Consider the following 23,748-nt stretch of genomic DNA (forward strand, 5'->3'; position numbering starts at 1 on the left):
CAAGATAAATAAAAGCTTTAAGAATTGATTATGAAAGATTTCACTTATTGGAAAAAACTACATGACGGCAATAATTTATTAGAGTTCAACACTGACTCTACTGGTCAGTTATGGCTGAAGATCAAATCAATTGTAAGAAGGGAGTTGTTATTAGAATTCACTGAGAGATTCTCCCTGAATTTAATTTCTACTAGCTTGAATGGGCAGTTTGAAGAGCTATTCTCTCTATTGAAGGATAATCCAACCGAAGCACATCGAAAATTAGATGCTTACATTAGAGAGAAAAATACACAACAATTACAATGCTTAAATCAGGAAGCGTTAGTTTCTGAGTTGTATAAGTTGAAAACATTTGAGTGGGGAGGAGATTATCAGAACTCTTTAGATAAATATTTGGTAACTCATTATGTAAAGGCAATTTCATCTTACGATGTATTAATATCTAAATTTGAAAAAGAGATAAATCGTGCTGTTCAGGGTTATGTGTTGAATAGTTGGTATAATCATTGGTCTAGTATTTTAATTGAACATCTCTTCAAATCTCATCCATCTGTTTTACCTACTGTTGGACAAATTAAAAGTGTAGATTTCTTTATTCAAAACTTGCCTTTTGATCTAAAGGTTACATATTTTCCCGCAGAATACCTAAAGTTAAAGAGGAGAGAGAAAGGTCTTCCTGTAGAACTCACGTTTCTTAAGCAGAAAGCACGAGAGCTTGCGATAACCTTTGATAAATCGGCAAAACCTTCTGATCTTTACTACGAGATAACTGAAAAATTAAAAGATAGAGATGACGATTTATCTTTAGATGTTTTAAACCAACTAAAGTCTCAGAATCTATCGATTGTTGGTGAAACACAGCAAAATCCAAGAACACTAATTAAGTGGTTATATGAAAATCAAGGAGAAATGCGTTTTGGTTCAGAAAATCGTTTATTTCTTGTCTTGATTGATACGAGGGACTTCTCAAATTCTTGGAAGCTCAAAAGAAATCTCGATATTTTAGCACCTGCGATAAATTCTTTTCTTGCTGATTTCAGATCAAAGACAATATCCGCTCTAACAATAGATTTTCGTTATCCTGGTAAGCCACAAACATTTAGTGCATTATCAGATGTAATTTTTGTTGTGAAATAAGTTGCTTTCTCTTGGGAACTATGAACAACAGCGAGAGCCGATCTGGTAGAGTGCGTCTGGTGAAAGAGATGTATAGAGTCGTCTAAGTTTAATCACTTGATCCCGTGAAATTATGAGAATTAAATAAATTACAGTTAAGCATCTTTTTGTCATATTTGACCAGAGAATTAACCTCAACATTGAGTAAAGAATAACTATTATTTATGGTAAAAATTGCTGCGAAAAAAACTCAACACTGCGATTAGTCAATGTTTTTTTTAATTGAGAGTCTGATGCAATAAACCGTCCCGAGAATTACTCAAATTTTTCTCATCTTTTTTTCTCAAACCATGTTTGTAATAATTCCCCGGATTCCTTGGCTAAAATTCCCGCGATTACTGGTAAACGATGGTTAGAAAAAGGACTATCAATCAAATTAGCCACAGTGCGGATAACTCCTGTTTTGGGATCGTCAGCACCGTACACTAATAATCCTAGCCTAGCCTGAATGATTGCCCCAGCACACATGGGACAGGGTTCGAGGGTGACGTAGAGGGTACAATCATTTAAGTGCCAATTGCCTAAAACTTGACTAGCGGCACGAATCGCCAGAATTTCGGCGTGAGCGGTGGGATCATGGTGTTTTTCCTTGCAATTAGCCCCTTGAGCGATTAAATGTCCCTGTTTATCCACGATAACCGCTCCCACAGGTACATCACCCCGATCCCCCGCAGTTGCCGCTAAATTTAAAGCTAACTGCATCCATTGCCGATGTTTCTCATAGGCTTTTTCATCAATAGACTTTAGATAGTCCCACATTTAGCCAATAAATTATCTAATTTTTTCTGACCATCCAAAGCATACAAATCATCACAACCACCGAGATGTTCATTATTAGACCTCTCCAAAAATTTATAAGTCAGTCACAGCAAGGAAGAGAGGCAGATTAGACCAAGAGTCAAAATTAGCTCTCAAAACCGATTAATCAGGGTTTGAAGAGACAAAATCCAATTTTGACGGAAAACTATGGCTAATTATAACGTCAATTACTTCCCCTGATTGCTCCCCTTCTATTACTTCTAAAATTAGCGCACTAATTCTCAACCTTACTAAGCCACAAACGGTCAGTAAAACCGATTTATATCGACTTTTATTTAATCTAAATCTTTCTTGAACTACTTTAAATACTTTGACAACTCGAATTAAATGCTCAACAAAAATTCGCCGAGATGATAAAACTTTATTTTCTTTAATTTGATTCTCGGTTAATTCTCCATTCTTAGGTTTTTTATCAGGAGTTCTGATTTGATTTTCTCCTAGGTAAGCTTTATCTCCAATAAAAGTTTGTTGAGAATCGAATTTGCTTAAAGTTTGCCGACAGATTTTTATGTCGCTCGTCGGACCAGGTTGACCAATAACTACATCAACAATATCTTCAGCTTTTGGCAAGACAATAAATTGACTTTTTAAAGTATGTCTTTTTTGCTTTCCCGAATAATATATTTTTTGTTCTTGATAATCGGTCGGCCTCTCCACGGGCTGTTCTGCGCTATCGACAATCAACTCATAATCCCTTAATTGTTCAATTATTATTTCCTCTTCTTGGCACTTCTTTATTTGTTCTAACAAACTTGGCGGTAACTCTCCTTCAAAAAGTTTTTGCCAATAGGTAAAGATATTATGAGCCGTTGATTCACTCACTTGAAATATTAGTCCTAAGATTTGAAAGCTTAGATGATGTCTTAAATAAACCAACATTAGAACAATTTGTTCCTCTTCTGATAATTTAGGAGGTGTTCCGCTTCCTGGTTGATTAATCCTAATTTTGGTTTTTTCGATTTCTGATTGGTTTTTCCGATGTATAAGTTTTCCAAGTGCCATCAGTTGTTCTAGTTGTTGGTAGTCAATTCCTAATAGTCTTTTAGTTTGTTTCGGATATTTTTGAATGTATTCCCAAGTGTAGTTTTTCATGGCTTTTTTGAGTTACTATTTGTTTTATTATATCCTATATATTGTGATTTAATTAAATTATGGAGAGGTCTATTAATAAAAATCTGTGGTACACTGCGTTTACCGTTGGACCGTTCGGCCATGGCTTGACGTGCGCTTTCATCCCCATCAATCTTGTATTCGGTGTATTTTACTCCTTTCCAACCCAGCAACCATTTGGCCCGAATACAGTAGGGACAAGTTGCCCAAGTTTGACGCTCCCATCGCTAAAAGCGAGGGATTCTTGGTTCAACAAGTCCACTTACTTTAGATTCCTTGCGTTATCTAAAACAGAGGTGGTTCTTTCCCCAAGCGTTACTTTTCGTGCGCCCCACGATAGTTGTATTTCTACAAAATTTGCTTTAATTGAAACGTTAGCTTCAAATACTGCTTTGTCTAGTTCCTACAAAGATTTTACCTACTCACAGGTGAGAAACTAGAACTATTGAGTAGAACCCTATATCTTTGATTGTCAAGGTGCAGAGGTTGTAGTGATTAGACTACATGGGTTTTTAGAGCGGTTGATTACCCTATCCGCTATGCTCACATAGTAGCTATTTTTCGTAAGTATGTCAAGACCCTTAAAAGAAAAAAGACTGCCGATGCTCATGACTCCGAATATGAGCAAGCGCACTTCAAAATACGCATCTAGAATGAAATTAACAATTTCAGAAGTTATTCGAGATTTTGCTCTTGAGATTAGACATTTATTTTTAGCTGTGCTTCGTGTCACTGAGCCTTTACATTGAGCCTGTCAAAATGTGTCGAAATGTGTCGAAGTGTGGACACTGAGCTTGTCGAAGTGCTGTTTTATATTGACGGAACCTTTCATCTCCGAGGTAAAACCGAGAGTTCCTTCAAGCCGACATTTAAGGTAAATTTCCACATTGGCCTTGATATTCTCGTTATAACGCCCAAAAAGCGAGTTAAATAGATTTAGCATCTTGTGACTACAGAAATATTTATCTCTATTTTATGGATTCTGCTACCAAAAAAGCCCAATTACGCAAACAACTAATTACCCAAAGACGATCGCTTCCTAAGCATATTTGGCAAGAAAATAGTCAACAACTTTGCAAAAATTTACAATCTTTACCCCTCTTTCAACACGCTAAAACCATTCTCGCTTACTTCAGTTATCGTCAAGAGCCGGATTTAAGTTCCTTATTTTGCCAACACCATCGCTGGGGTTTTCCCCGTTGTGACGGAGATAGCCTGACTTGGCACTGTTGGACTGCCGACGATCCCCTAGAATTAAATCGTTATGGCATCTACGAACCAACAGCGATCGCTCCTCTCATTTTACCGGCCGAAGTGGACTTACTGTTAATTCCTGCCGTTGCTTGCGATCGCCAAGGTTATCGCTTAGGTTACGGGGGGGGTTATTTTGATCGTCTCTTACATTCCCCCGAATGGCAAGCTATCCCCTCGATCGGGATTGTCTTTGACTTTGCCTATCTCGATACCCTTCCCCTCGATACTTGGGACCAAAAATTACAGGCAATCTGTACCGAATCGAGAACCGAAATTTTTTAACAATTATTTCCTTTTGTGTGATCGGTTTAACTTATATGGGAGCGATCGATCTTTGTGTCCTTTGTGTCTTTGTGGTTCGTTCTAGTCGTTCGCTGGCACTGTATCTTAGAATACATTTTACCCACCGACTACTCATATATTAAGTTTTATTGAATCCGATCGACCCTTAAGATAGCTTTGCTAGGATGAAATTCACATCAGGAGATGTTTAAAGTAATCACCGGAAAAAGTCAACAGGGAAGCAATGAAACACTTTCACGAACAATGGATTCAAGAATGGTGTCAAGAAAACGGCTGGACAGAGCTATTTCTCGAACGCTACAGTAATTATTGGGCATTCCCTCCCAATGCCGTGATGCCAGAACCAATTCCCCCCAAAGTGTTACAAAACATTAAGCGCCAAAAAGGTCTATCCCCTGCCGAAAAACTTTGGTTAGGAGTGGCTATCGGATTGACTCTGACAGCTTTAATTCTCTGTATCACCCTCGCTTGTCCCATGCCTATAGTTCTCGCTTTCGCTTTTGATGCTGTCACCGCAGCGCGATTGGAAGTGGAATATTAACCGGGCAAAAATTGAGCAGCAAAAACCTAAACAGGGGTAGATTTTTGCGAAGGTCTTCCCCTTTGCCGCGTTTTTCTGGACAGGGACGATCGATCTGTCTTGAATCAGTAATCGGTGATCAGTGGTCAGTAGGAGAATAGAATATTAAGTGAGCAGTATTCAATGACAGTTTTCTGCTGTCTTTTCACTGATTACTGTTTATTGTTTACTGAAAAGTCCCCATGTCCGAATCTCGTCGCTTACAGTTTACCCCCGATCTGGAAATTTGCCGTATTTTGAACGGAATGTGGCAGGTTTCAGGCGCCCATGGTTCGATCGCACCCCAAAAAGCGATCTCTAGTATGTTCTCCTATCTAGATGCCGGTTTCACCACTTGGGATCTGGCCGATCATTACGGTCCAGCCGAAGATTTTATTGGTGAATTTCGTCGTCAATTAGTCGCCCAAAGGGGCATTGATGCTTTAAATAATCTGCAAGCTTTCACTAAATGGGTTCCCCGTCCGGGTAAAATGACTAAGGAAATAGTCGCCAAAAATATCGCTATTTCCCTGCGTCGCATGGATGTGGATAGTCTCGATTTATTGCAGTTTCACTGGTGGGATTATCGCGATAACAATTATCTAGATGCCTTATATTTTTTAGGAGAATTACAACAGGAAGGCAAAATTAAACACCTGGCCTTGACTAATTTCGACACGGAACATTTAAAAATTATTCTCAGCGCCGGGATTAAAATAGTCTCCAATCAAGTCCAGTTTTCTCTAATCGATCGCCGTCCCCTCGTCAAAATGGCGCAATTTTGCCAAGAACATAACATCTATCTACTCGCCTATGGTACTCTAGCAGGAGGCTTATTAGGGGCAAAATATCTCGGTCATCCCGAACCCAATGCCATGAGTCTCAATACCGCTAGTTTACGGAAATATAAAAACATGATCAATGCTTGGGGAAACTGGCAATTATTCCAAGAATTATTAACCGTTCTTAAAGCGATCGCTGATTCCTATCATGTCACCATTCCTAATGTGGCAGTGCGTTACGTTCTCGAACAAAAAGCCGTAGCCGGGGCAATTATCGGGGTGCGTTTGGGTGTTGCTGAACATATCCAAGAAAATGCCCGTATTTTCGATTTTCAATTATCCCCCCAAGACTATCAAAAAATTGATCATGTCTTACAAAAATCCCGGGATTTATTGCAGTTAATCGGTGATTGCGGTGATGAGTACCGTCGTTAAGTAGGTAGGTGTTAAAAATTGTCAGCTTTCCCCCCTTATTAAGGGGGGACTAAGGGGGGATCGCCACACCCCTTATTAACGGGGGACTAAGGGGGGATCGGCACACCCCTTATTAAGGACTGATAACTGATAACTGATAACTGATAACTGATAACTGAAAAGAGGCTAATGATGAGATTTGAACAACCAATCCCCGATGATCCCGCTAATCAATGGCGCTATCAATTAGATCAATTTGTACAAGAAAATCAACGGGAATTAGCCGGTTTAATGTGGGGTTTACTCTCGGAATGGGGAGAAGATACCCAAGAAACCCTGGGCATCGATCTTAAACCTCAGCCCCATTTTGTCTGTTGTTCTAGGGAGGCTCTAGAGAAATTAAATCGCAAGGTTAATTGCAAAATTCAAGAGATGCTTGGGATTATCTATCGCTATAATCCCAGCGAAGAAGTAGCTATAGTTGCTATCGGTGATGGTCAGGTAAAATTGATTTATTTTCAACCCGATCTTTCCCCTCCTGAATGTTTTGATCGCCTCGAAGTGGATCTCGATACTCTCATTCAACAGTTAGAGGCCAAAATGCTGGCAGAAATCCAATCTTTCCCAATTTGATGCCGATTGCCAGCGCAAAAAGTTGGCAGGTTGTCCCACCGATAAACCCGCTAATCCGATCGCTTTTCTGGGGGATTCTGTCCCTAGAAGAATCGCCGTTTCTAAATCACATATTCCCCAGTTGACTAAATTGGCTACTCCTTGTAATAAGGGTAAGGTTGTTCCCGCTAAAGTACCGTCAAAAAGTCTTGCTGTTCCCTGTTTAACTTCAATTTCTCTCTCGTCCCAAGGATAGACACCATCCCCTAAACCGATTGGCGCTAAAGCATCACTAACTAAGAAAATTCCTTGATGATAATTACTGGCTTTTAGTAATAATTCTATCATAGTTGGATGGATGTGTTGACCATCGGCAATTAACCCACAATACACCTCGCGATTGATAATTGCTTCCCCTAATAACCCCGGTTGACGATGGTGTAAAGGAGGCATGGCATTGAAGGCATGAGTAACCATTTTTGCCCCCTGTAAAAAGGCTTTTTTGGCTATTTCTTGATTCGCCTGCGAATGTCCTAAGCTGACGGTAATTCCTCGATCGCTTAGGTATTTAATCACCGTAACGCTACTATCTAATTCTGGGGCTAGGGTGATAATTTTTATGATCGATAAGTAGTCCCCAAAGATTTTATCTACTGTTTCTATACTTGGGTTTAAAAGATATTGTCCTGGATGCGCCCCCCTTTTTTCATAGTTTAAAAATGGTCCCTCTAAATGTACTCCTAAAACCTGCGCGCTCGCTCGATTTTCCTGTTTCTGTTTTTCGATATATTTGGCAATTACTGAGAGGGATTTTTGAAATTTCTCCACGGATGTGGTGACTAGGGTGGGAAGATAACCATCAATTCCTTGATTCCAAAGATAATCGCTAATCTTATCTAATTTTTCTAGATCTGTTATTTCTAAGTCGGGAAATGCTAATCCTAATCCTCCGTTGATCTGTAAATCTACTCCTCCCAACGATAGCCAATCCCCTTCCATATCGATAATCTTTTCCCCTCTTGTCTTTCTCCCCATCTCCGTTATCCTCTCGATCTTTCCAGCAGCATTTATCTCTATTTGTTGTCGATCCTGATGGGCGGGAATTCTAGCGTTAATTAGGGTTATCATAGAAGCAGAAAACTAATTTTTTTTATTATAATCTCAAAAAAAAACTTTTTTTTGATGATGCTTGACAAGGGAGCTTTTTTTTGAGATACTTTTTTATATAATGGGAATCTTTGCGTCTAAAGTTATATGCTTAAGCCCGATTATATAAAAACTGATCATAAAAATATCATACCATAACCTGTCCGCTCCCTGCCCAGAGATTGCCAAAATACTTTACAAAACAATTACAGCCTTTCTGCCGCAGTTCTTAGAAGGTAGTGACTGTCAATAGAAGCAGAAATCTAATTTTTTTTTATTATAATCTCAAAAAAAAACTTTTTTTTTGATGATGCTTGACAAGGGAGCTTTTTTTTGAGATACTTTTTTATATAATCGGAATCTTTGCGTCTAAGATTGTATGCTTAAGCCCGATTATATAAAAACTGATCATAAAAATATCATACCATAACCTGTCCGCTCCCTGCCCAGAGATTGCCAAAATACTTTACAAAACAATTACAGCCTTTCTGCCGTAGTTCTTAGAAGGTAGTGACTGTCAGAGGGAAAGCTTTGTCCTATAATAAAATTAATACTTTATAAAAACTACTTTTTTAGCGATAAAAGAGTAGCAATGTCAGTATTGTTAGCGATGAGGGAGGGGTGCGTGTTTTTTAGAAAAATCGGGAAACAGACTCAAGAACCGCGTCGTATTATTATCGGAGATGTGCATGGCAGTTTTCAGACACTTTTGCGACTATTAAACCGAGTTGCCCCCGATAGTAAAGATGAGGTTTATTTTCTGGGAGATTTAATTGATCGAGGACAGCAGAGCTTAGAAGTGGTGGATTTCGTCATCAAAAATAACTACCAATGTCTGCTAGGAAATCATGAATATATGCTCTTAAAAGCTCTGGCAGGAAAAGAAGTTTCTGAAAAATGGTTAACGGGCTGGATCGAGAGTGGCGGGGCGGCGACACTACTAAGTTATAATAACAATATACCCGCCGAGCATATTAATTGGTTTCAATCCCTACCTGCTTATTTAGACCTAGGAGATATTTGGTTAGTTCATGCGGGAGTACACCCAGAATATCCCCTTGAACAGCAAACGAACGAGCAGTTTTGTTGGATTAGAAATGAATTTCATACCATGACCCAACCCTATTTCAAGGATAAACTAATTATCACAGGTCATACTTTAACCTTTACCTTTCCAGGTGTCAAACCGGGGCAACTAGCTCGCGGCAGCGGTTGGCTAGACATTGAAACTGGGGTTTATCATCCTCAAAGTGGTTGGTTAACTGCTTTAGATTGGACAAATCAATTAGTTTATCAAGTGCAGGCTCAAAATAAAAATTGTCGCACGATCCCTTTAGAAAAAGCGGTAGTTAATCTAGATATTGACAAGATTTCTCGCTACTCCTCCAGGGAAAGCTCATCTAAATCGCTGAATCTTTAATGGTGATCAGAAAAGAGAAAGAATAAAATCGGAAGGATCGGTTAAAATAGTTGATAATCTGATTTATACCCTTTTCTAATGACCCTTGAACTCTTATACCAAGCTTTCATCGAAACAATTCAACATCCTGACCCTGAGATAAATCTAGCTCGGGCAGCCCTGCAAATAGCCAATTTTGAATATCCTTACCTCAATATTGATCACTATTTAAATAGAATAAATTTAATGGCTGACGAGGTAAAAAAACGTTTACCCGATAGATTATATCCTTTAAAAATAGTCAATATTATCAATCAATATTTGTTTGAAGATTTACAATTTACTGGTAATACTAAAGACTACTATGACCCCCGCAATAGCTACTTAAATGACGTAATTGATCGCCGCACGGGTATCCCACTCACTCTCTCGATTATCTATTTAGAGATTGCCAAACAGATCGATTTTCCCATGGTAGGAATTGGTATGCCGGGCCATTTTATTATCCGTCCCGATTTCGAGGAAGTGGAAATTTTTGTCGATCCCTTTCACGGTGGTGAAATCCTATTTAAACAGGACTGTCAAGAAAGATTAAGTCAAGTTTATCAACAGCCAGTTAAATTAGAAGAACATTTTCTCAATATTGCTACCAATCAGCAAATTTTATTACGTTTGCTGACTAATTTAAAATATATTTACCTAAATCGTCAACAATGGTCTCAGACAATTCGGACCCTAGATCTGCTACTTTTGCTCATTCCTAATCATCCCCTAGAGCTGCGCGATCGAGGTTTAGTTTACTATCAAATTGGACAATTCACCCAAGCACAACAGGATTTAGGCTTCTATCTTGCCCTCCTACCCAACGCCCAAGATGCGGAATCCATTCGACAATTATTGCAAAAAATTAACTCTTAAGTCGCCAGCCTGATCAGTTATCAGTTATCAGTTATCAGTTAGCGGTATTAAATGAGGAGTATTAAATGACATTAATAGTGCTGTCTTTTCACTGATTACTGATTACTGATTACTGTTCAGTGAAAAATCCCCCCACCCTTTACTGATAAATGATAACTAAGATGACTATTAGCCCTTACCTAACCACGAAAAAACTCAAAATCGGTCAACTGCGAAAAGTCCATCATATCGCTTTCAACGTCAAAGATATGGAGGCTTCTCGTCATTTTTATGGGGAAATATTAGGCTTAGAGGAATTAGTGGCCGAAAAAATTCCCACCACCTTAAAAGAATTAGTTGCTCAGGGAAAAGTGGCCAATTTTATCACCCCCGATGGTACAGTAATTGACCTATTTTGGGAACCAGATTTAAACCCTCCCGACGACAATCCGGAAATCGCTTTTACCCGTGCCAACCATTTAGCCTTCGATATTGCCCCCGAAGGCTTCGATTTTGCCCTAGAAGTGCTACAAAGTCAGGGAATTACCATTGCTAGTGGACCCGTGACCCGGCCCACTGGTAAGGGGGTTTACTTCTACGATCCCGATGGCTTTATCGTCGAAATTCGCTGTGATCCGGCATCTTAACGACTCAGAGGGCGAAAATTGCCGCGAAAAACCAGAAAAGTTAGGGTAATCGCTAATATAATCGCCGTTACCGCAATTAGAGGCAGAGAAATATGTTTAACAGCGATCGCCAAGAAAGCCCAGATAAAAACCCCGATAAAAGCCCGATCTTTTCGGTTTAAACCGACTAAAATCGCGATTATTGCCCCGATAACCAGAATTATTACCGTCCAGATTTGGTCAGTTAGACCCCATCGCTGCCAGTCGATCCAATCTAGCAGCGAAGCGACGTTAACAATCGTGGCTACGGTAATCCAAGCGAAATAGATACTAATAGGAGCATTAACTAATAAACCCTGTTTACGATTGACAATAAAGCGATTAATTTCTAAGCGGAGATAAAGCCGGATGAGAGAAATTAAAATGCCTAGCATTGCCAGTAAAGACAGGGCAAAAAAACGGGATTGAAAGAGAATTACCCAGAGAATCTGACAAGCACTAGCGATGGCTAATTCGTAGCCTAACCGACGCAAACGCGGTTCAGTTTTATTGAAAGCCAAAGCTTGGTAAATTCCCAGACTAATTAAACCCAGATAGATTAATCCCCAGATAGCAAAAGCATAATTAGCGGGAATAATTAAGACATCTTGAAAAACTGTATTCGAGATAGCCCCGATATTTTCGCCGTTGAGAGGGAAAATATTAGCGAAAATATTGGTGATAAAAGCCCCTAGAATAGCAAATAAATTTAGTTCTTGTCGGAGACGATCTCGATCAAAATTCATAGGTCAATCAAAGATGGAAAACATCATTTCGCCCTGGGCGGCCAATTGCCCATCGACTCTTGCTTCCCCTTGCATTTTAGCAATTTTATTCATCTTGAAGGACAATAATTCCACCGTCATGATCAATTGATCCCCCGGCACCACGGGACGACGAAAACGGGTTTTATCAATGCCTGCGAAGGCAAAAAATTTCCCTTTCATCCCGGGTAATTGCGTCAAAATCACTCCCCCCACTTGGGCCATAGATTCAACAATTAACACCCCCGGCATCAAGGGACGACTGGGAATATGACCGGGAAAAAAAGGCTCGTTGATCGTGACATTTTTGAGGCCAACGGCTTTTTTACCTGGTACATAGTCAATAATCCGATCGACCAGGGCAAAGGGATAACGATGGGGCAGTAGTTGGCGAATTTCCTCGACGGTGAAGGTAGTTTTTATGACTGGTTCCAACTCGGTTAAGGCTTCGGTAACGATGGTCATGCAAGTCAAAAATTACAAGTGAGATCAGATATTATCTCACAATCAGTTATCAGTTATCAGTTATCAGTTCACTGGAAATGGCTGACAGCCTTTTTAATTGGGCATTTCAGTTAAACGAGCATTTTGATAATAATGGCTGAGAATGCGGTCATAAGTCACCCCTTGATCGGCGAGGGAAAAAGCGCCCCATTGACTTAAACCGATCCCATGACCGAAACCGCGACCATTGATGGCAAAAGTACCGTTATTAGCTGAAATCGTGAATAGGGTACTACGCAGCTCCAGTATTCGCCGTAATTGGGTATCAGAGATTAATTTAGAGCCTTGATCGCCCACTATACGCATTCTAATCACCCGTCCGTGGGGAGTGGTTCTTTCGGGAGATAGCGATCGCACGCGACCGACACCACCGATTAAACGGCCTAATTCATTGGCGCTAAAGTTTTTTGACCATTGAAATACCGGGGCGACTTGGTCGTAATCGACGACACCGCGCAGGTAGGGTAAGGGGGAATTCCAAACATCCTCGACATTTTCCGTATGGCCCCCAGAGGAGGAGTGAAACACCGCTAGAATCGGTTTGCCGTTGAAGCTCATAATTTGCCCGGCGGTGGCATTAACCGCCTCGTGGGTGCTAGTAAACTCGCTTTCTAGACCCTTATAAACTTGGGTGCGGGTGGTAGTATCAAGATCGTAGATGCGATTGCCGGAAGTATTCATTTGGTAGAGGGCATAGGTACGCGCCGCCACGGATTGGGCTTTTAAGGCCTCTTGCGGCCAGGAGGGAATCGCCTCCGCACCGACGACACTATAGAGATATTCCTCTAAATCGACTAAATTTAGGGCTGTCACCCCAGAACCTTGCCGAATGATCCTTGTTCGTCCTCGATACCAGCGATCGTTAATCCAGACGTAACCATCATTCTCCGGTTCGATGATCAATTGACTGGCCTGCCAATCGGCCAAACCCACCGCTTTTCCTCTGGGATTAGCATTGAGGGCATTCATGGCGGTCAATTCTCCTAGGACTCTGCCGGCCCCATCTTTCACCACAGCATCGGTGGAACTGCCCACGGAGACGGCACTAACACCTTTACTGATGGCAATGCGTAACTCGACAGCAGCCTGGACTGGAGCGATAATCAAAGCCCAAAAAACTAGGACGAGCCAGCTATGGGCAGGCAGACGCTGCAGGTAACTACCCAGCAGCCTGGCTGTGTGTTTATTGGTCATGGGGGTCGGACTCCTCACACAATCGATCGATAATCAATTTTAACCGGACTGGGATTTTTTTGCTACTCCGGTTCGGAAAAATTTTTCCCTTGTCACTTTTTCCCGATTGTCTGAGAATTTTTCTGTCCTAGGGACCCTGAATGGGCAAATTGCCTGATTTTGTCCGATTAACCTGGATTTATTCGGTTTAGTCGATTATTTTAATTAGTCCAGCAAAATTAATTTCCTAGGTTCGAGTGGACAATCGCCAATTCTTGCCGCCAAACTACCAGGGATTTCTCCCAAGCTAGTTCCCATTTTTGCGCTAAAAAAGGTCGAGTATTTTTGCCCAAATTATAGGCGATGACAATCTCTTCCCAGAGAGAATGTAAAGAAAGTGGGGAAGAAAATAAAGCTCCCAATAATCCCCCTAAAAGTATGACAATAGCTAGAGGGCGACGAGTTTGACTTAATTCAAAAGCTTTCAGTTGCAATTCTCCCATGCCATCGACACCAAAACCCGTTACTATATGCCAGATATCGTGAGTTTGCCGTAGGCGAAGCAGCAGATAATCTGTGTCGGAATTGACCTGAATAGACCGATAAAAATTAGGATCAAAATTGAGACTAATTAGGTGAGTAGCATAATGATAACCCAGGGAATCTTCTGGGAGTTTTAGCAGGGTTTCTAAACAGGGACTAGCGGCTAGATATCTTTGGGCAATTATTTGAGCGGTAGCTCGATCGCTTTTAACATATTGCAAAGATAATCGCTGTAACCAACTCTCTTTTAAGCCATCTTCAATATCATATACAGACATAATGTTACTGGGATTTTGTAAAAGAGAAATTATTCCTTTGGTCACACTGATTAGATTAGTTGTGAATAGCATATAAACTCTCCTAAGTCAGAAAAAAGAGTGAGAATAATCGAAAAAAACTGATAACCAATAACTGGGAAAAACTACTCCTTATAGGGATCGTACTGACTCAATATCCGTTCTAACTTTGCTTCATCAATGCGATTAATTAAGCGTTTAGATTCTTCGACATCGCGGACAGTTTTTGATAAATTAATGGTGGAACCGACGCTAAATAGTAAACCCATGCCTAAATAACCTTTAATCCACGGATCTACTGGTAGATAAATAACTCCTAAAGAAGTGGCGGAAATAGAAATAATAAAAGATAACCAAGTTTGAAAAATCCACGCTTGAGTATGACTGGGAGCAGTACCGTATTTTTTATCGTTCATAATCGTCTCCTAAATGATTCTACACCCATTTTGTCCGTTCTAGAGGTGCAACAACAATGAGTGCTATCTAGTAGGGAGAGGGTTGAGAACTGGGGTGAAGTGGGGTGAAGTATCAAGTATAATCGTTGTCAGAATCTAGGACCAAAAAGATGGAGAGCAAACACCTAAAAATTTGGTATTCTTGGGAAAAACAAGAACAAATGATCGAGCGCTTGGTAGGGAGAGTGGGATTAACCCGGGTGCGTGCCACTTGTTTTCTGCGTCTCTGGATTTATGCGATCGCCAAGGAGGGACAGGCAAAACCCCCTTTATCCCAGTTAATTTTTCCCACCACTGCCATTATCTGTACCCATCGGCAAGCATCGGATTTATTTTATCAGGATCAGGACCAGGGCAGCGAACGATCGGCGGGTATGATGTTAGATAAATTAGCAGCCCTTGGTTTAATTGAAAAAATTTTTGACGGCAACACAACCAGAATTAAAATCAAGCCAATTACGGGTATTTTAGAGCCTGATAGCTCGGAATCATCTGTAGAATTGCAATTAGATCAATTTAATCCCCGTTGTGATGCGATTCCTGTGGCTAACTTGCTGACACGCAATTATAACTGGATGAATCGCAATGCTGAAGCAATTCCCCATCGCATTTCTCGTCTGTTGCGGGGTTGGTCAAAAGATTACACCACAGGTATGCGAGTTTTGCGTCGGGTAGATAATCTTAATCCCGTCGGTTTTTATCTCCTCTATCCCACCGCAAACGAGTCGGAAGCCAATTTTTTTACCTCTCCTAACAAGAGTTTACATCTAAGTGCGATCAACGAACAGGATCCTTTTAAAATGGCATCTGTGGGAGATGAAAATTGTCTTTCGGTATTTATTCGCAGTTGGATGATCGATGCTAATTATTTAGATAAATATCGTTTAATTTTTCTGCAAGATGCCCAAAAAACTCTCCAGAGAATGACCTTAGATTTTCCTAATCTCTGCGATTTACATACTTTGATTATTCATCCCGATTATGAGAAATTAGCCGCAGCCTTGGGATTTCAAAAAACTATTCAGGAATCCCCAAACTCTATTTATTGGATGTATTTAGGACTCGATCGCTTTTTATCCCTAGATATGAGTGAAATTCAATTTTAATCGGGAGTGGGGAGTAGGGGGAAAAAATCCATAACTGGGTTTTTGAAGTTCGATCGAGAGTTAGTCGTAATATTAAAAGCCGATTTGGTATAAATCTTCTTTTGTGGGATTTTTAAAACCTAGATACAAACTAACTTTTCGATGCGGTGCAAAGTTGGCATTCATACCTTAATTCAGTAACACCAATACTGTTAGCAAGGAACGAAACCCAAACCGACAGCAGCTTTTGTCAAGGATTGTTAAGATGTGCTTACCCTGTAGATATCGATTCTTGCCTGTGGCAATATGTTGGTAATAGGGACTTACAAGCAGCTAAAATTTGCCTTATCGTAACGAGGAGGAAAAATATTCTCACCGGTGAAAAGAAGTCGAATTAATTTTCTACAAATCTTTAGACACACATTCCGCCATCTCAAATCTAAAATCTCAAATCTAAAATAGGCTTATGTGGAATTATATAATACAATTATATCAAACTAATAAAGACTGGATTGACAATCTTCTTTCGGGAGTAATTGCTGTAATTCCAGTTATTATTGGGGTAATCTGGGCCGGGTTTTGGTGGTATCTACAGCAAAAACGAAAAGTCCGAATCATTGAACCGTCTTTACCCTTTACCAAAATTGCCTCCCATAGCAATGTAATCCCGATTATCTACAAAAAGGATGAAAAGGATAAATCTCCTTTAGCGGATCATAATATTATTTACCAACACCGAATGGCTGACCGAAACTTTACTAACGAACTTCTGCAAAATCTGGAGGAAAATCGCTGGTTAATTATTCTCGGACCCACAGGAATCGGCAAAACTAGAGAAGCTGCTGAAGTAGCGCAACGCTTGAATCATGAAGGCTGGACGGTATTAGTATTAAAATTAGGAGAATGGTTAGAGCGACCTGAAAATAACCAATTAGAGGCGATCGGAACAGATAGAAAATTACTATTTTTCCTCGACGATCTTAACTCATATATGCGCCGTAGTTTGAAAATCGACCAAAATCCCCAAGCAAAAGATAGTCCTCTTGCGGCGATTAATATTCCCTTACAAGAACGACTATTAAAAACTCTAGAAGCTTATGAAACCCATTGTACTCGTCCCGAAGAAGTGCGAGTAATTGCCACTGCGAGAGATGAAAAAGAACCCGAATCACCAGGACAGCCGAGTGAATGGGATAAGTTACAGTGGAATAAATACCCAAAACTGTGGAAACGTTTTCAGGTGGTAGAATTGCCATCACCGGAAGACGGTGCAATTGTCGAATTATTGCAGGATACTATCCCGCAAACCAACATTAAAGCCGAAACTGACTACAGCAGCATTGCTGCCTGTAATGATTCTACCTTTCGCAATGTGGTAGAAAATCTGGTGCGCCTTGACAACCGACAATTACCCCTCAATACTGACAACTATCAAGCTACTTTACGAGGCAACTGGCAAAAACGTTATCAGGATGCAATTAAAAGGGATACTCTGGCGGAAGATATCTATGCTGCGGTGGATTTGTTGCGCCAGTGTAATGTTTCCTTAGAACCGTTTATTGTTGAACCCACTGCCAGATTTATCGCCAAGGAAAATATGTGGCAACAACTCTGGTATCGCTGGAAAATCAAGCAAAGTTTGGCTGATTTAATTGCCAGAGAAAACATTTTAGAACCCCGCGACGGACAAATTGAAGCCAAGGGAGAGCAGGTAGAATTAAATGACTATTTACGTCCTCTAAAACAGTTAATTTGGCAGTTATTTAAACAAAAACCAAGAGAAATGTTGCCCTCTCTAGAAGGATTTACTCTTAAACTATATGAATTAAAACGCTATCGAGATGCCTTAAAAGGGTTCAACCGTCTAGTTAGTTTGGCCCCCCAACGGGAAGACGGTTGGTTTTATCGAGGTACTACTTTTTATTATCTCGAACAATACCAAGAAGCGATCGCCTCCTACGATCGAGCTTTAGAAATTGAACCCGATGACCATCAAGCTTGGTACAACCGAGGGAATGCGTTAGGTAATTTAGGCAGATTTGAACAAGCGATCGCATCCTACGGCAAAGCTTTAGAAATTAAACCCGATGACCATCAAGCTTGGTACAACCGAGGGATTGCGTTAGGTAATTTAGGCAGATTTGAACAAGCGATCGCATCCTACGGCAAAGCTTTAGAAATTAAACCCGATGACCATCAAGCTTGGAACAACCGAGGGAATGCGTTAGGTAATTTAGGCAGATTTGAACAAGCGAGCGCATCCTACAACAAAGCTTTAGAAATTAAACCCGATTACCATCAAGCTTGGTACAACCGAGGGATTGCGTTAGGTAATTTAGGCAGATTTGAACAAGCGAGCGCATCCTACGACAAAGCTTTAGAAATTAAACCCGATTACCATCAAGCTTGGAACAACCGAGGGAATGCGTTAGGTAATTTAGGCAGATTTGAACAAGCGATCACCTCCTACGATCGAGCTTTAGAAATTAAACCCGATTACCATCAAGCTTGGAACAACCGAGGGATTGCGTTAGGTAATTTAGGCAGATTTGAACAAGAGATCGCATCCTACGATCGAGCTTTAGAAATTAAACCCGATTTCCATGAAGCTTGGTACAACCGAGGGATTGCGTTAGGTAATTTAGGCAGATTGGCAGAAGCGATCGCATCTTATGATCGAGCTTTAGAAATTAAACCCGATTTCCATCAAGCTTGGTACAACCGAGGGAATGCGTTAGGTAATTTAGGCAGATTTGAAGAAGCGATCGCATCCTACGATCGAGCTTTAGAAATTAAACCCGATAAGCATGAAGCTTGGTACAACCGAGGGGTTGCGTTAGGTAATTTAGGCAGATTGGCAGCAGCGATCGCATCCTACGATCGAGCTTTAGAAATTAAACCCGATAAGCATGAAGCTTGGTACAACCGAGGGTATGCGTTAGATAATTTAGGCAGATTAGAAGAGGCGATCGCATCTTACGACAAAGCTTTAGAAATTAAACCCGATAAGCATGAAGCTTGGAACAACCGAGGGATTGCGTTAGATAATTTAGGCAGATTAGAAGAGGCGATCGCATCCTACGATCAAGCTATTAAAATTAATTCAAATTATGCTAATGCTTACTACAATAAAGCTTGCTGTTATGGCTTACAAAACAATGTGGAATTAGCTATCGAAAACTTACAACGCGCCATCAATCTTGATGTCGAATATCAGGATATGGCGAAAACAGATAAAGATTTTGAGCAGATTCGGGGAGATCAACGGTTTCAATCATTGCTAAGTTAAGTAAATAAAAAAAGAGATAACTATCTATGTCTAAAGCAATCCCATCATCAGAGTTAGGCGATAATAACTCTTAAGTTCCAACTTTCTATCCTAATCAGGAGACCGATTGCTATGACACTGGCAAATACCCACCTAAAAATCGAAAATTTCGCTCATTATATCATAAAAATCACCAAAAATACTTAATTTATTAAGACAAATAAATAATTGTTTAATCGGTAATTCTTGAGGAAATCTAAAATCAGAACTCAACCAGCAAAAAGGGTGAGATAATAAAAACATAGTTCAGAGAGTAGAGGCTGTCAAGACAAGCTTTCCAGTCGTAAAATCCATAATTCCTGCCGGGTGAGGGCTGATAACTAACTTTCAAAAAAGCAGAATTCAATTTAGTAGAACAAATCGCAACAATCTGTCAATCTACTGAAAAAAGAGAGAAAACTTATGTTTTGTGAACAATGCGAACAAACCGCTAGTGGTAATGGTTGTCATCAGTGGGGTGCCTGTGGAAAAAGTCCCGAAGTCAACGCTGTTCAAGACTTATTAGTTTATTGTTTGCGGGGATTAGCATCGGTGGTTTTAAAAGCCAAAGAAGCGGCAATATCTACTCGCGAAGCCGATATTTTTACCTGCGAGTCGCTTTTCGCCACCATGACCAATGTGAACTTCGATCAAAGACGTTTTACCGATTATATTCAGCGTTGTTTAGAGATTCGGGAAAATTTAAAAGCACAATTGGGATCGCTGGACTGGTCTGCACTTGCTAACTATCAGCCTAATTTTAATGAGAGCCTAGTCAGCCAAGGTCAAGAAGTATCCTTAGAACTAATTGAAAAAGTACAAGACCTCGATATTTTTTCCCTAAAGTTAACCGCTATCTACGGAGTTAAAGGTCTTGCTTCCTATACTTTCCACGCTCAGGAATTAGGTCAAGAGGATGACTCAGTTTATCAGGTTATCCAAGAGACTTTAGTGGCGATTGACCGGGGAGATTTAAACCTTAATGATTGGGTGGCAATCTGTCTAAAAGTCGGGGCAGCAAACCTGCGGGCCATGGAATTATTAGATCAAGGTCATACCGAAACCTACGGTCATCCCATACCGACAAATGTTCCCTTAAATCCACGTTTAGGTAAAGCCATTTTAGTCTCCGGCCATGATATTAAACAATTAGCGGCTTTACTGGCACAAACTGCCAATACTGGGATAACAGTCTACACCCACGGAGAATTATTACCCGCCCACGGTTATCCAAAACTCAAAGAAAAATATCCCCATCTCTACGGTCATTATGGCACCGCCTGGCAAAACCAAACTAAAGAATTTGCTAAGTTTCCGGGGGCAATAGTTTTAACTACTAATTGTCTCATGCCCCCCCACGAAAACTATGAAAGTAAACTTTTTACCCTCGGACCTGTGGGTTATGCCCATATTAACCGCTTAGAAACAGTGGACGGTGCGATCGATTTTAGTCGCGTGATTGCTAAAGCGCAATCATTGCCCGGATTTACTGAAATAAGCGAACCTCGGCAGGTAATGGTGGGATTTGCCCACAATACCGTTCTCAGTGTCGCTGATACGGTGGTTGATGCTCTTAAACAGGGTAAAATCCGTCACTTCTTCCTAGTTGGCGGCTGCGATGGCGCAAAACCCGATCGCAATTACTACACCGAATTTGTGGAACAAGTACCCGAAGATTGCATCGTTTTAACCCTTGCCTGTGGAAAATTCCGCTTTTTCGACAAACAATTGGGTAGCATCGAAGGATTACCCCGGCTGATGGACGTGGGACAATGTAACGATGCCTATAGTGCCATTAAAATCGCCCTAGGATTAGCCAACGCTTTTAACGTTAGCGTCAATGAGATTCCCCTCTCCCTAATTATCTCTTGGTACGAACAAAAAGCAATCGCTGTACTGCTCACCCTGCTACATCTAGGTATTCAAAATATCCGTCTGGGACCAACTTTACCGGCATTTATCTCCCCTAACGTCCTGAAATTCCTCTCCGATACCTATCACCTGCAGCCGATTACTACCCCAGCAAAAGACTTAGCCGATTGTCTAAGTTAAAACTTTCTGTAAAAATCCCACAATAGGCCACAAATTGTGGCCTATGGGAAGGAGAGGGATATTATCCTCAAGGAGAATAATTTTTATGTCCGTAATCACTTTAAGTATTGATGGCAAAGATGTAGCGATCGAAGCGGGTTCGAGAGTTCTGGCGGCAGCTAGTCAGGTAGGAATAAAAATTCCCGCTCTCTGTCATCTCGATGGGGTTTCCGAAGTGGCCGCCTGTCGCTTATGTTTAGTAGAAATTGAAGGTATTAATAAATTATTACCCGCCTGTGTAACGGAGGTGGCGGAAGGAATGGTGGTCCATACCGATACCCCAAAACTGAAAGAATATCGCCGCATGACAGTGGAATTATTATTCGCTGAAGGTAATCACGTTTGTGCAGTTTGTGTGGCTAATGGTAACTGTGAATTACAAGATTTAGCCATCGAAGTGGGTATGGATCATAGTCGTTTTCCCTACCGTTTTCCCAAGCGAGAAGTGGATATTTCCCATCATCTTTTTGGTATCGATCATAATCGTTGTGTTCTCTGTACCCGTTGTGTGCGAGTCTGTGATGAAATTGAAGGGGCGCACGTTTGGGATCTGGCTTATCGCGGCGAAAAAGATAAAATTATTGCGGGAATGGATCAGCCTTGGGGCAGCGTTTCTGCCTGTACTTCCTGCGGCAAATGTGTTGCCGCTTGTCCAACCGGGGCAATATTCCGCAAGGGTTCCGCCGTTTCTGAAAAAGAGGAAGATCGCTCGAAGTTGGAATTTTTAGTTAATGCTAGGACTCAACACCAATGGACGCGTTAGCGAAAAATGGTAGATTCTCAAAACGCTCGTTGGGGACATCTAGGTATTTATGCCAAGTATCTGCGGGCGGAAATGGCTCTGTATGACGAGATTATGGGGATGAATGAAGATATTCGCTTGATTTCCGATTACTGCGGTATTTCTGCTCAGGAAACTCAACGAGCAAAGGACTACGCTTTCGGTAGCGGTGTCAGTCAGCATGAATTTTGGCCTAGTATTGATATGGCAAAGGCGTGGTTGCGGATGGCGCGAGGACAGGGAACGGCGATTGATCGTGTCTTTTTAGAACACGAAATCTTAGAATCGGATTTAGTGATCAATCAGGGTATGAATCAGCCTTCTGCTCACGAAATCGCTCAAGCTCAATATGGTTGGTCTGTCCTACTGCGTCAAGGGAATCAATAATGTTATGAATGATACAAATCTTGAACAGATCTTTCTGCAAGCCTTGAATCGCTGTCTATCCCTGCTGGATTATCAATCTCAACCAACCAATTTAGCTTGGTCCGCGATCGAACTTTTCGCCGAAGTTGGGCGATTTCCCCAGATGCTTCGCCAATTCTGTGATCAATACCGAGAGCTTGTGGCGGCGGCAGATCGGGCGATCGAGGATTACGCCAGTAGTGTGGATAATTGGACAGTCAAGGGGACTATTTTCGGGGCGCAGGATCAATGTAATATCTTGCATTTTTTTCTCAATGTCCACACGAAAAATTTTAAGTTTTTTAGAGGTGAAAATTGGACACCACAGCTAATCTGTGAATTTTTGCAAGAATGGAAGGGGATCGATCTTTTTTCTTTAATTGCAGATAATCAGGAACTTGTCGAGACAGGCAAAAACCCGCCCCTCGGTAAACAGCCGCTTTTCTATTAAGTAGGTAGGTGTTAAAAATTGTCAGATACCCCCCTTATTAAGGGGGATCCCCCCGCCTATCGGCACCCCCCTTATCAAGGGGGGCAGGGGGGGATCGAAGGCAAAATCTATCTTCTATTTAATTAGAACCACTTACTTAGCTAGTAATCACTATTGCCCAAACCTAACAATTAAGGAATTAAAATTATGTCTAAAATTCGCTTCGCTACTGTCTGGTTAGCTGGTTGTTCGGGATGCCATATGTCCTTCCTCGATTTGGATGAATGGCTGTTAGAATTAGCCGAAAAAGTTGACGTGGTGTATAGTCCCGTCGGCTGCGATCTGAAAACCTATCCGGAAAATGTCGATGTCTGTTTAGTGGAAGGAGCGATCGCTAATCAGGATAATTTAGAACTAATTCATCTAGTCCGCCAAAATACCAAAACCGTCGTTTCTTTTGGTGATTGCGCCGTGACTGCTAACGTTCCCGCTATGCGGAATATGTTAGGAACTGCCGATCCCGTGCTAAAAAGAGCTTATTTAGAGTTAGGAGATAACACACCTCAACTACCAGAAGAACCCGGTATCGTTCCCGAATTATTAGATCAAGTGCTGCCCGTCCATCAAGTCATTCCCATCGATATTTTTATGCCGGGATGTCCCCCCGATGCGGACAGAATTCGCGAGACATTGATTCCGATTTTAAAAGGGGAATTACCCGTGATGGCAGGACGAGAAATGATTAAATTTGGTTAATTGAATCAGTTATCAGTTATCA

General features: G+C 41.0%; 23 protein-coding genes and 3 pseudogenes. 15 read left to right on the forward strand and 11 right to left on the reverse strand.

Annotated elements, in window-relative coordinates; all coding sequences use genetic code 11:
- The first annotated feature begins 30 nt into the window (after positions 1 to 30).
- A complete protein-coding gene (locus myaer_RS00425) occupies positions 31 to 1,137 on the forward strand; it encodes a hypothetical protein (protein ID WP_046660509.1) in 1,107 nt (368 codons plus the stop codon).
- A gap of 309 nt (positions 1,138 to 1,446) precedes the next feature.
- Here myaer_RS00425 and tadA read toward each other — a convergent pair whose 3' ends face one another.
- The 5 genes and pseudogenes from tadA to myaer_RS21805 form a co-directional block, all read right to left on the reverse strand.
- Complete coding sequence (tadA, locus tag myaer_RS00430) at positions 1,447 to 1,935, reverse strand: tRNA adenosine(34) deaminase TadA (protein WP_046660510.1); 489 nt, start codon at positions 1,933 to 1,935, stop codon at positions 1,447 to 1,449.
- Positions 1,920 to 2,012 (reverse strand): annotated as a pseudogene (locus tag myaer_RS00435) (glutaredoxin); the annotation flags it as partial. The pseudogene myaer_RS00435 and the gene tadA, both read right to left, overlap by 16 nt.
- Before the next feature lie 85 nt (positions 2,013 to 2,097).
- Complete coding sequence (locus myaer_RS00440; RefSeq protein ID WP_046660511.1) at positions 2,098 to 3,087, reverse strand: transposase family protein; 990 nt, start codon at positions 3,085 to 3,087, stop codon at positions 2,098 to 2,100.
- A gap of 71 nt (positions 3,088 to 3,158) precedes the next feature.
- Positions 3,159 to 3,326, reverse strand: a pseudogene (locus myaer_RS00445) (glutaredoxin domain-containing protein); the annotation flags it as partial.
- A 653-nt stretch (positions 3,327 to 3,979) separates the two neighbouring features.
- Positions 3,980 to 4,048, reverse strand: a pseudogene (locus myaer_RS21805) (glutaredoxin); the annotation flags it as partial.
- 32 nt (positions 4,049 to 4,080) lie between these two features.
- On the opposite strand from myaer_RS21805, the gene myaer_RS00455 reads away from it, so the two are divergent.
- The 4 genes from myaer_RS00455 (at position 4,081) to myaer_RS00470 (ending at position 7,050) form a co-directional block, all read left to right on the forward strand.
- Positions 4,081 to 4,641, forward strand: coding sequence for a 5-formyltetrahydrofolate cyclo-ligase (locus myaer_RS00455; RefSeq protein ID WP_046660513.1), 561 nt, complete (start codon positions 4,081 to 4,083; stop codon positions 4,639 to 4,641).
- Positions 4,642 to 4,885: 244 nt separating this feature from the next.
- Positions 4,886 to 5,203, forward strand: coding sequence for a hypothetical protein (locus tag myaer_RS00460; RefSeq protein ID WP_046660514.1), 318 nt, complete (start codon positions 4,886 to 4,888; stop codon positions 5,201 to 5,203).
- A 221-nt stretch (positions 5,204 to 5,424) separates the two neighbouring features.
- Complete coding sequence (locus myaer_RS00465) at positions 5,425 to 6,438, forward strand: aldo/keto reductase (protein ID WP_046660515.1); 1,014 nt, start codon at positions 5,425 to 5,427, stop codon at positions 6,436 to 6,438.
- A gap of 171 nt (positions 6,439 to 6,609) precedes the next feature.
- Complete coding sequence (locus myaer_RS00470; protein ID WP_046660516.1) at positions 6,610 to 7,050, forward strand: hypothetical protein; 441 nt, start codon at positions 6,610 to 6,612, stop codon at positions 7,048 to 7,050.
- Here the strand turns inward: myaer_RS00470 and nagA are convergent.
- Complete coding sequence (gene nagA, locus myaer_RS00475; RefSeq protein WP_046660517.1) at positions 7,006 to 8,157, reverse strand: N-acetylglucosamine-6-phosphate deacetylase; 1,152 nt, start codon at positions 8,155 to 8,157, stop codon at positions 7,006 to 7,008. The genes myaer_RS00470 and nagA overlap by 45 nt on opposite strands.
- A 643-nt stretch (positions 8,158 to 8,800) precedes the next feature.
- On the opposite strand from nagA, the gene myaer_RS00480 reads away from it, so the two are divergent.
- The 3 genes from myaer_RS00480 (at position 8,801) to myaer_RS00490 (ending at position 11,118) form a co-directional block, all read left to right on the forward strand.
- Positions 8,801 to 9,595: a metallophosphoesterase family protein gene (locus myaer_RS00480; RefSeq protein WP_080949796.1), complete on the forward strand. Its 795-nt coding sequence runs from the start codon at positions 8,801 to 8,803 to the stop codon at positions 9,593 to 9,595.
- Positions 9,596 to 9,673: 78 nt separating this feature from the next.
- Positions 9,674 to 10,492, forward strand: coding sequence for a SirB1 family protein (locus tag myaer_RS00485; protein ID WP_046660519.1), 819 nt, complete (start codon positions 9,674 to 9,676; stop codon positions 10,490 to 10,492).
- 161 nt (positions 10,493 to 10,653) lie between these two features.
- The gene (locus myaer_RS00490) at positions 10,654 to 11,118 is read left to right on the forward strand and encodes a VOC family protein (RefSeq protein ID WP_046660520.1); all 465 of its coding nucleotides are present in this window, start codon (positions 10,654 to 10,656) and stop codon (positions 11,116 to 11,118) included.
- Here the strand turns inward: myaer_RS00490 and myaer_RS00495 are convergent.
- From myaer_RS00495 to myaer_RS00515, 5 genes are all read right to left on the reverse strand, one after another.
- A complete protein-coding gene (locus tag myaer_RS00495) occupies positions 11,115 to 11,882 on the reverse strand; it encodes a hypothetical protein (protein WP_046660521.1) in 768 nt (255 codons plus the stop codon). The genes myaer_RS00490 and myaer_RS00495 overlap by 4 nt on opposite strands.
- A gap of 3 nt (positions 11,883 to 11,885) precedes the next feature.
- Entirely contained in the window at positions 11,886 to 12,365 is a 480-nt protein-coding gene (fabZ, locus tag myaer_RS00500; protein WP_002740973.1) for a 3-hydroxyacyl-ACP dehydratase FabZ, read from the reverse strand.
- A 93-nt stretch (positions 12,366 to 12,458) separates the two neighbouring features.
- Positions 12,459 to 13,598 carry a SpoIID/LytB domain-containing protein gene (locus myaer_RS00505; RefSeq protein WP_046660522.1) on the reverse strand — a complete coding sequence of 380 codons (1,140 nt, stop codon included), beginning with the start codon at positions 13,596 to 13,598 and terminating at the stop codon, positions 12,459 to 12,461.
- A 218-nt stretch (positions 13,599 to 13,816) separates the two neighbouring features.
- Positions 13,817 to 14,470, reverse strand: a complete 654-nt coding sequence (locus myaer_RS00510; protein ID WP_046660523.1) for a Coq4 family protein — start codon at positions 14,468 to 14,470, stop codon at positions 13,817 to 13,819.
- 71 nt (positions 14,471 to 14,541) lie between these two features.
- The gene (locus tag myaer_RS00515; RefSeq protein ID WP_046660524.1) at positions 14,542 to 14,832 is read right to left on the reverse strand and encodes a YiaA/YiaB family inner membrane protein; all 291 of its coding nucleotides are present in this window, start codon (positions 14,830 to 14,832) and stop codon (positions 14,542 to 14,544) included.
- A 149-nt stretch (positions 14,833 to 14,981) separates the two neighbouring features.
- On the opposite strand from myaer_RS00515, the gene myaer_RS00520 reads away from it, so the two are divergent.
- The 7 genes from myaer_RS00520 (at position 14,982) to myaer_RS00555 (ending at position 23,726) form a co-directional block, all read left to right on the forward strand.
- The gene (locus tag myaer_RS00520) at positions 14,982 to 15,977 is read left to right on the forward strand and encodes a hypothetical protein (RefSeq protein WP_046660525.1); all 996 of its coding nucleotides are present in this window, start codon (positions 14,982 to 14,984) and stop codon (positions 15,975 to 15,977) included.
- A 445-nt stretch (positions 15,978 to 16,422) separates the two neighbouring features.
- Positions 16,423 to 19,245, forward strand: a complete 2,823-nt coding sequence (locus tag myaer_RS21810) for a tetratricopeptide repeat protein (protein WP_235614785.1) — start codon at positions 16,423 to 16,425, stop codon at positions 19,243 to 19,245.
- A 441-nt stretch (positions 19,246 to 19,686) separates the two neighbouring features.
- Positions 19,687 to 21,315 (forward strand): hydroxylamine reductase, encoded by a 1,629-nt coding sequence (hcp, locus tag myaer_RS00535; protein ID WP_046660526.1) that lies wholly within the window; start codon positions 19,687 to 19,689, stop codon positions 21,313 to 21,315.
- Between the two features lie 85 nt (positions 21,316 to 21,400).
- Complete coding sequence (gene hoxU / locus myaer_RS00540; protein WP_002794250.1) at positions 21,401 to 22,117, forward strand: bidirectional hydrogenase complex protein HoxU; 717 nt, start codon at positions 21,401 to 21,403, stop codon at positions 22,115 to 22,117.
- 6 nt (positions 22,118 to 22,123) lie between these two features.
- Positions 22,124 to 22,522: a hypothetical protein gene (locus myaer_RS00545; protein ID WP_046660527.1), complete on the forward strand. Its 399-nt coding sequence runs from the start codon at positions 22,124 to 22,126 to the stop codon at positions 22,520 to 22,522.
- 4 nt (positions 22,523 to 22,526) lie between these two features.
- Positions 22,527 to 22,991, forward strand: coding sequence for a hypothetical protein (locus myaer_RS00550; protein WP_235614786.1), 465 nt, complete (start codon positions 22,527 to 22,529; stop codon positions 22,989 to 22,991).
- Positions 22,992 to 23,177: 186 nt separating this feature from the next.
- Positions 23,178 to 23,726, forward strand: a complete 549-nt coding sequence (locus myaer_RS00555) for an oxidoreductase (protein ID WP_002740992.1) — start codon at positions 23,178 to 23,180, stop codon at positions 23,724 to 23,726.
- Positions 23,727 to 23,748 lie beyond the last annotated feature (22 nt).

Source organism: Microcystis aeruginosa NIES-2549 (assembly GCF_000981785.2).
Taxonomy (GTDB): Bacteria; Cyanobacteriota; Cyanobacteriia; order Cyanobacteriales; family Microcystaceae; genus Microcystis; species Microcystis aeruginosa_C.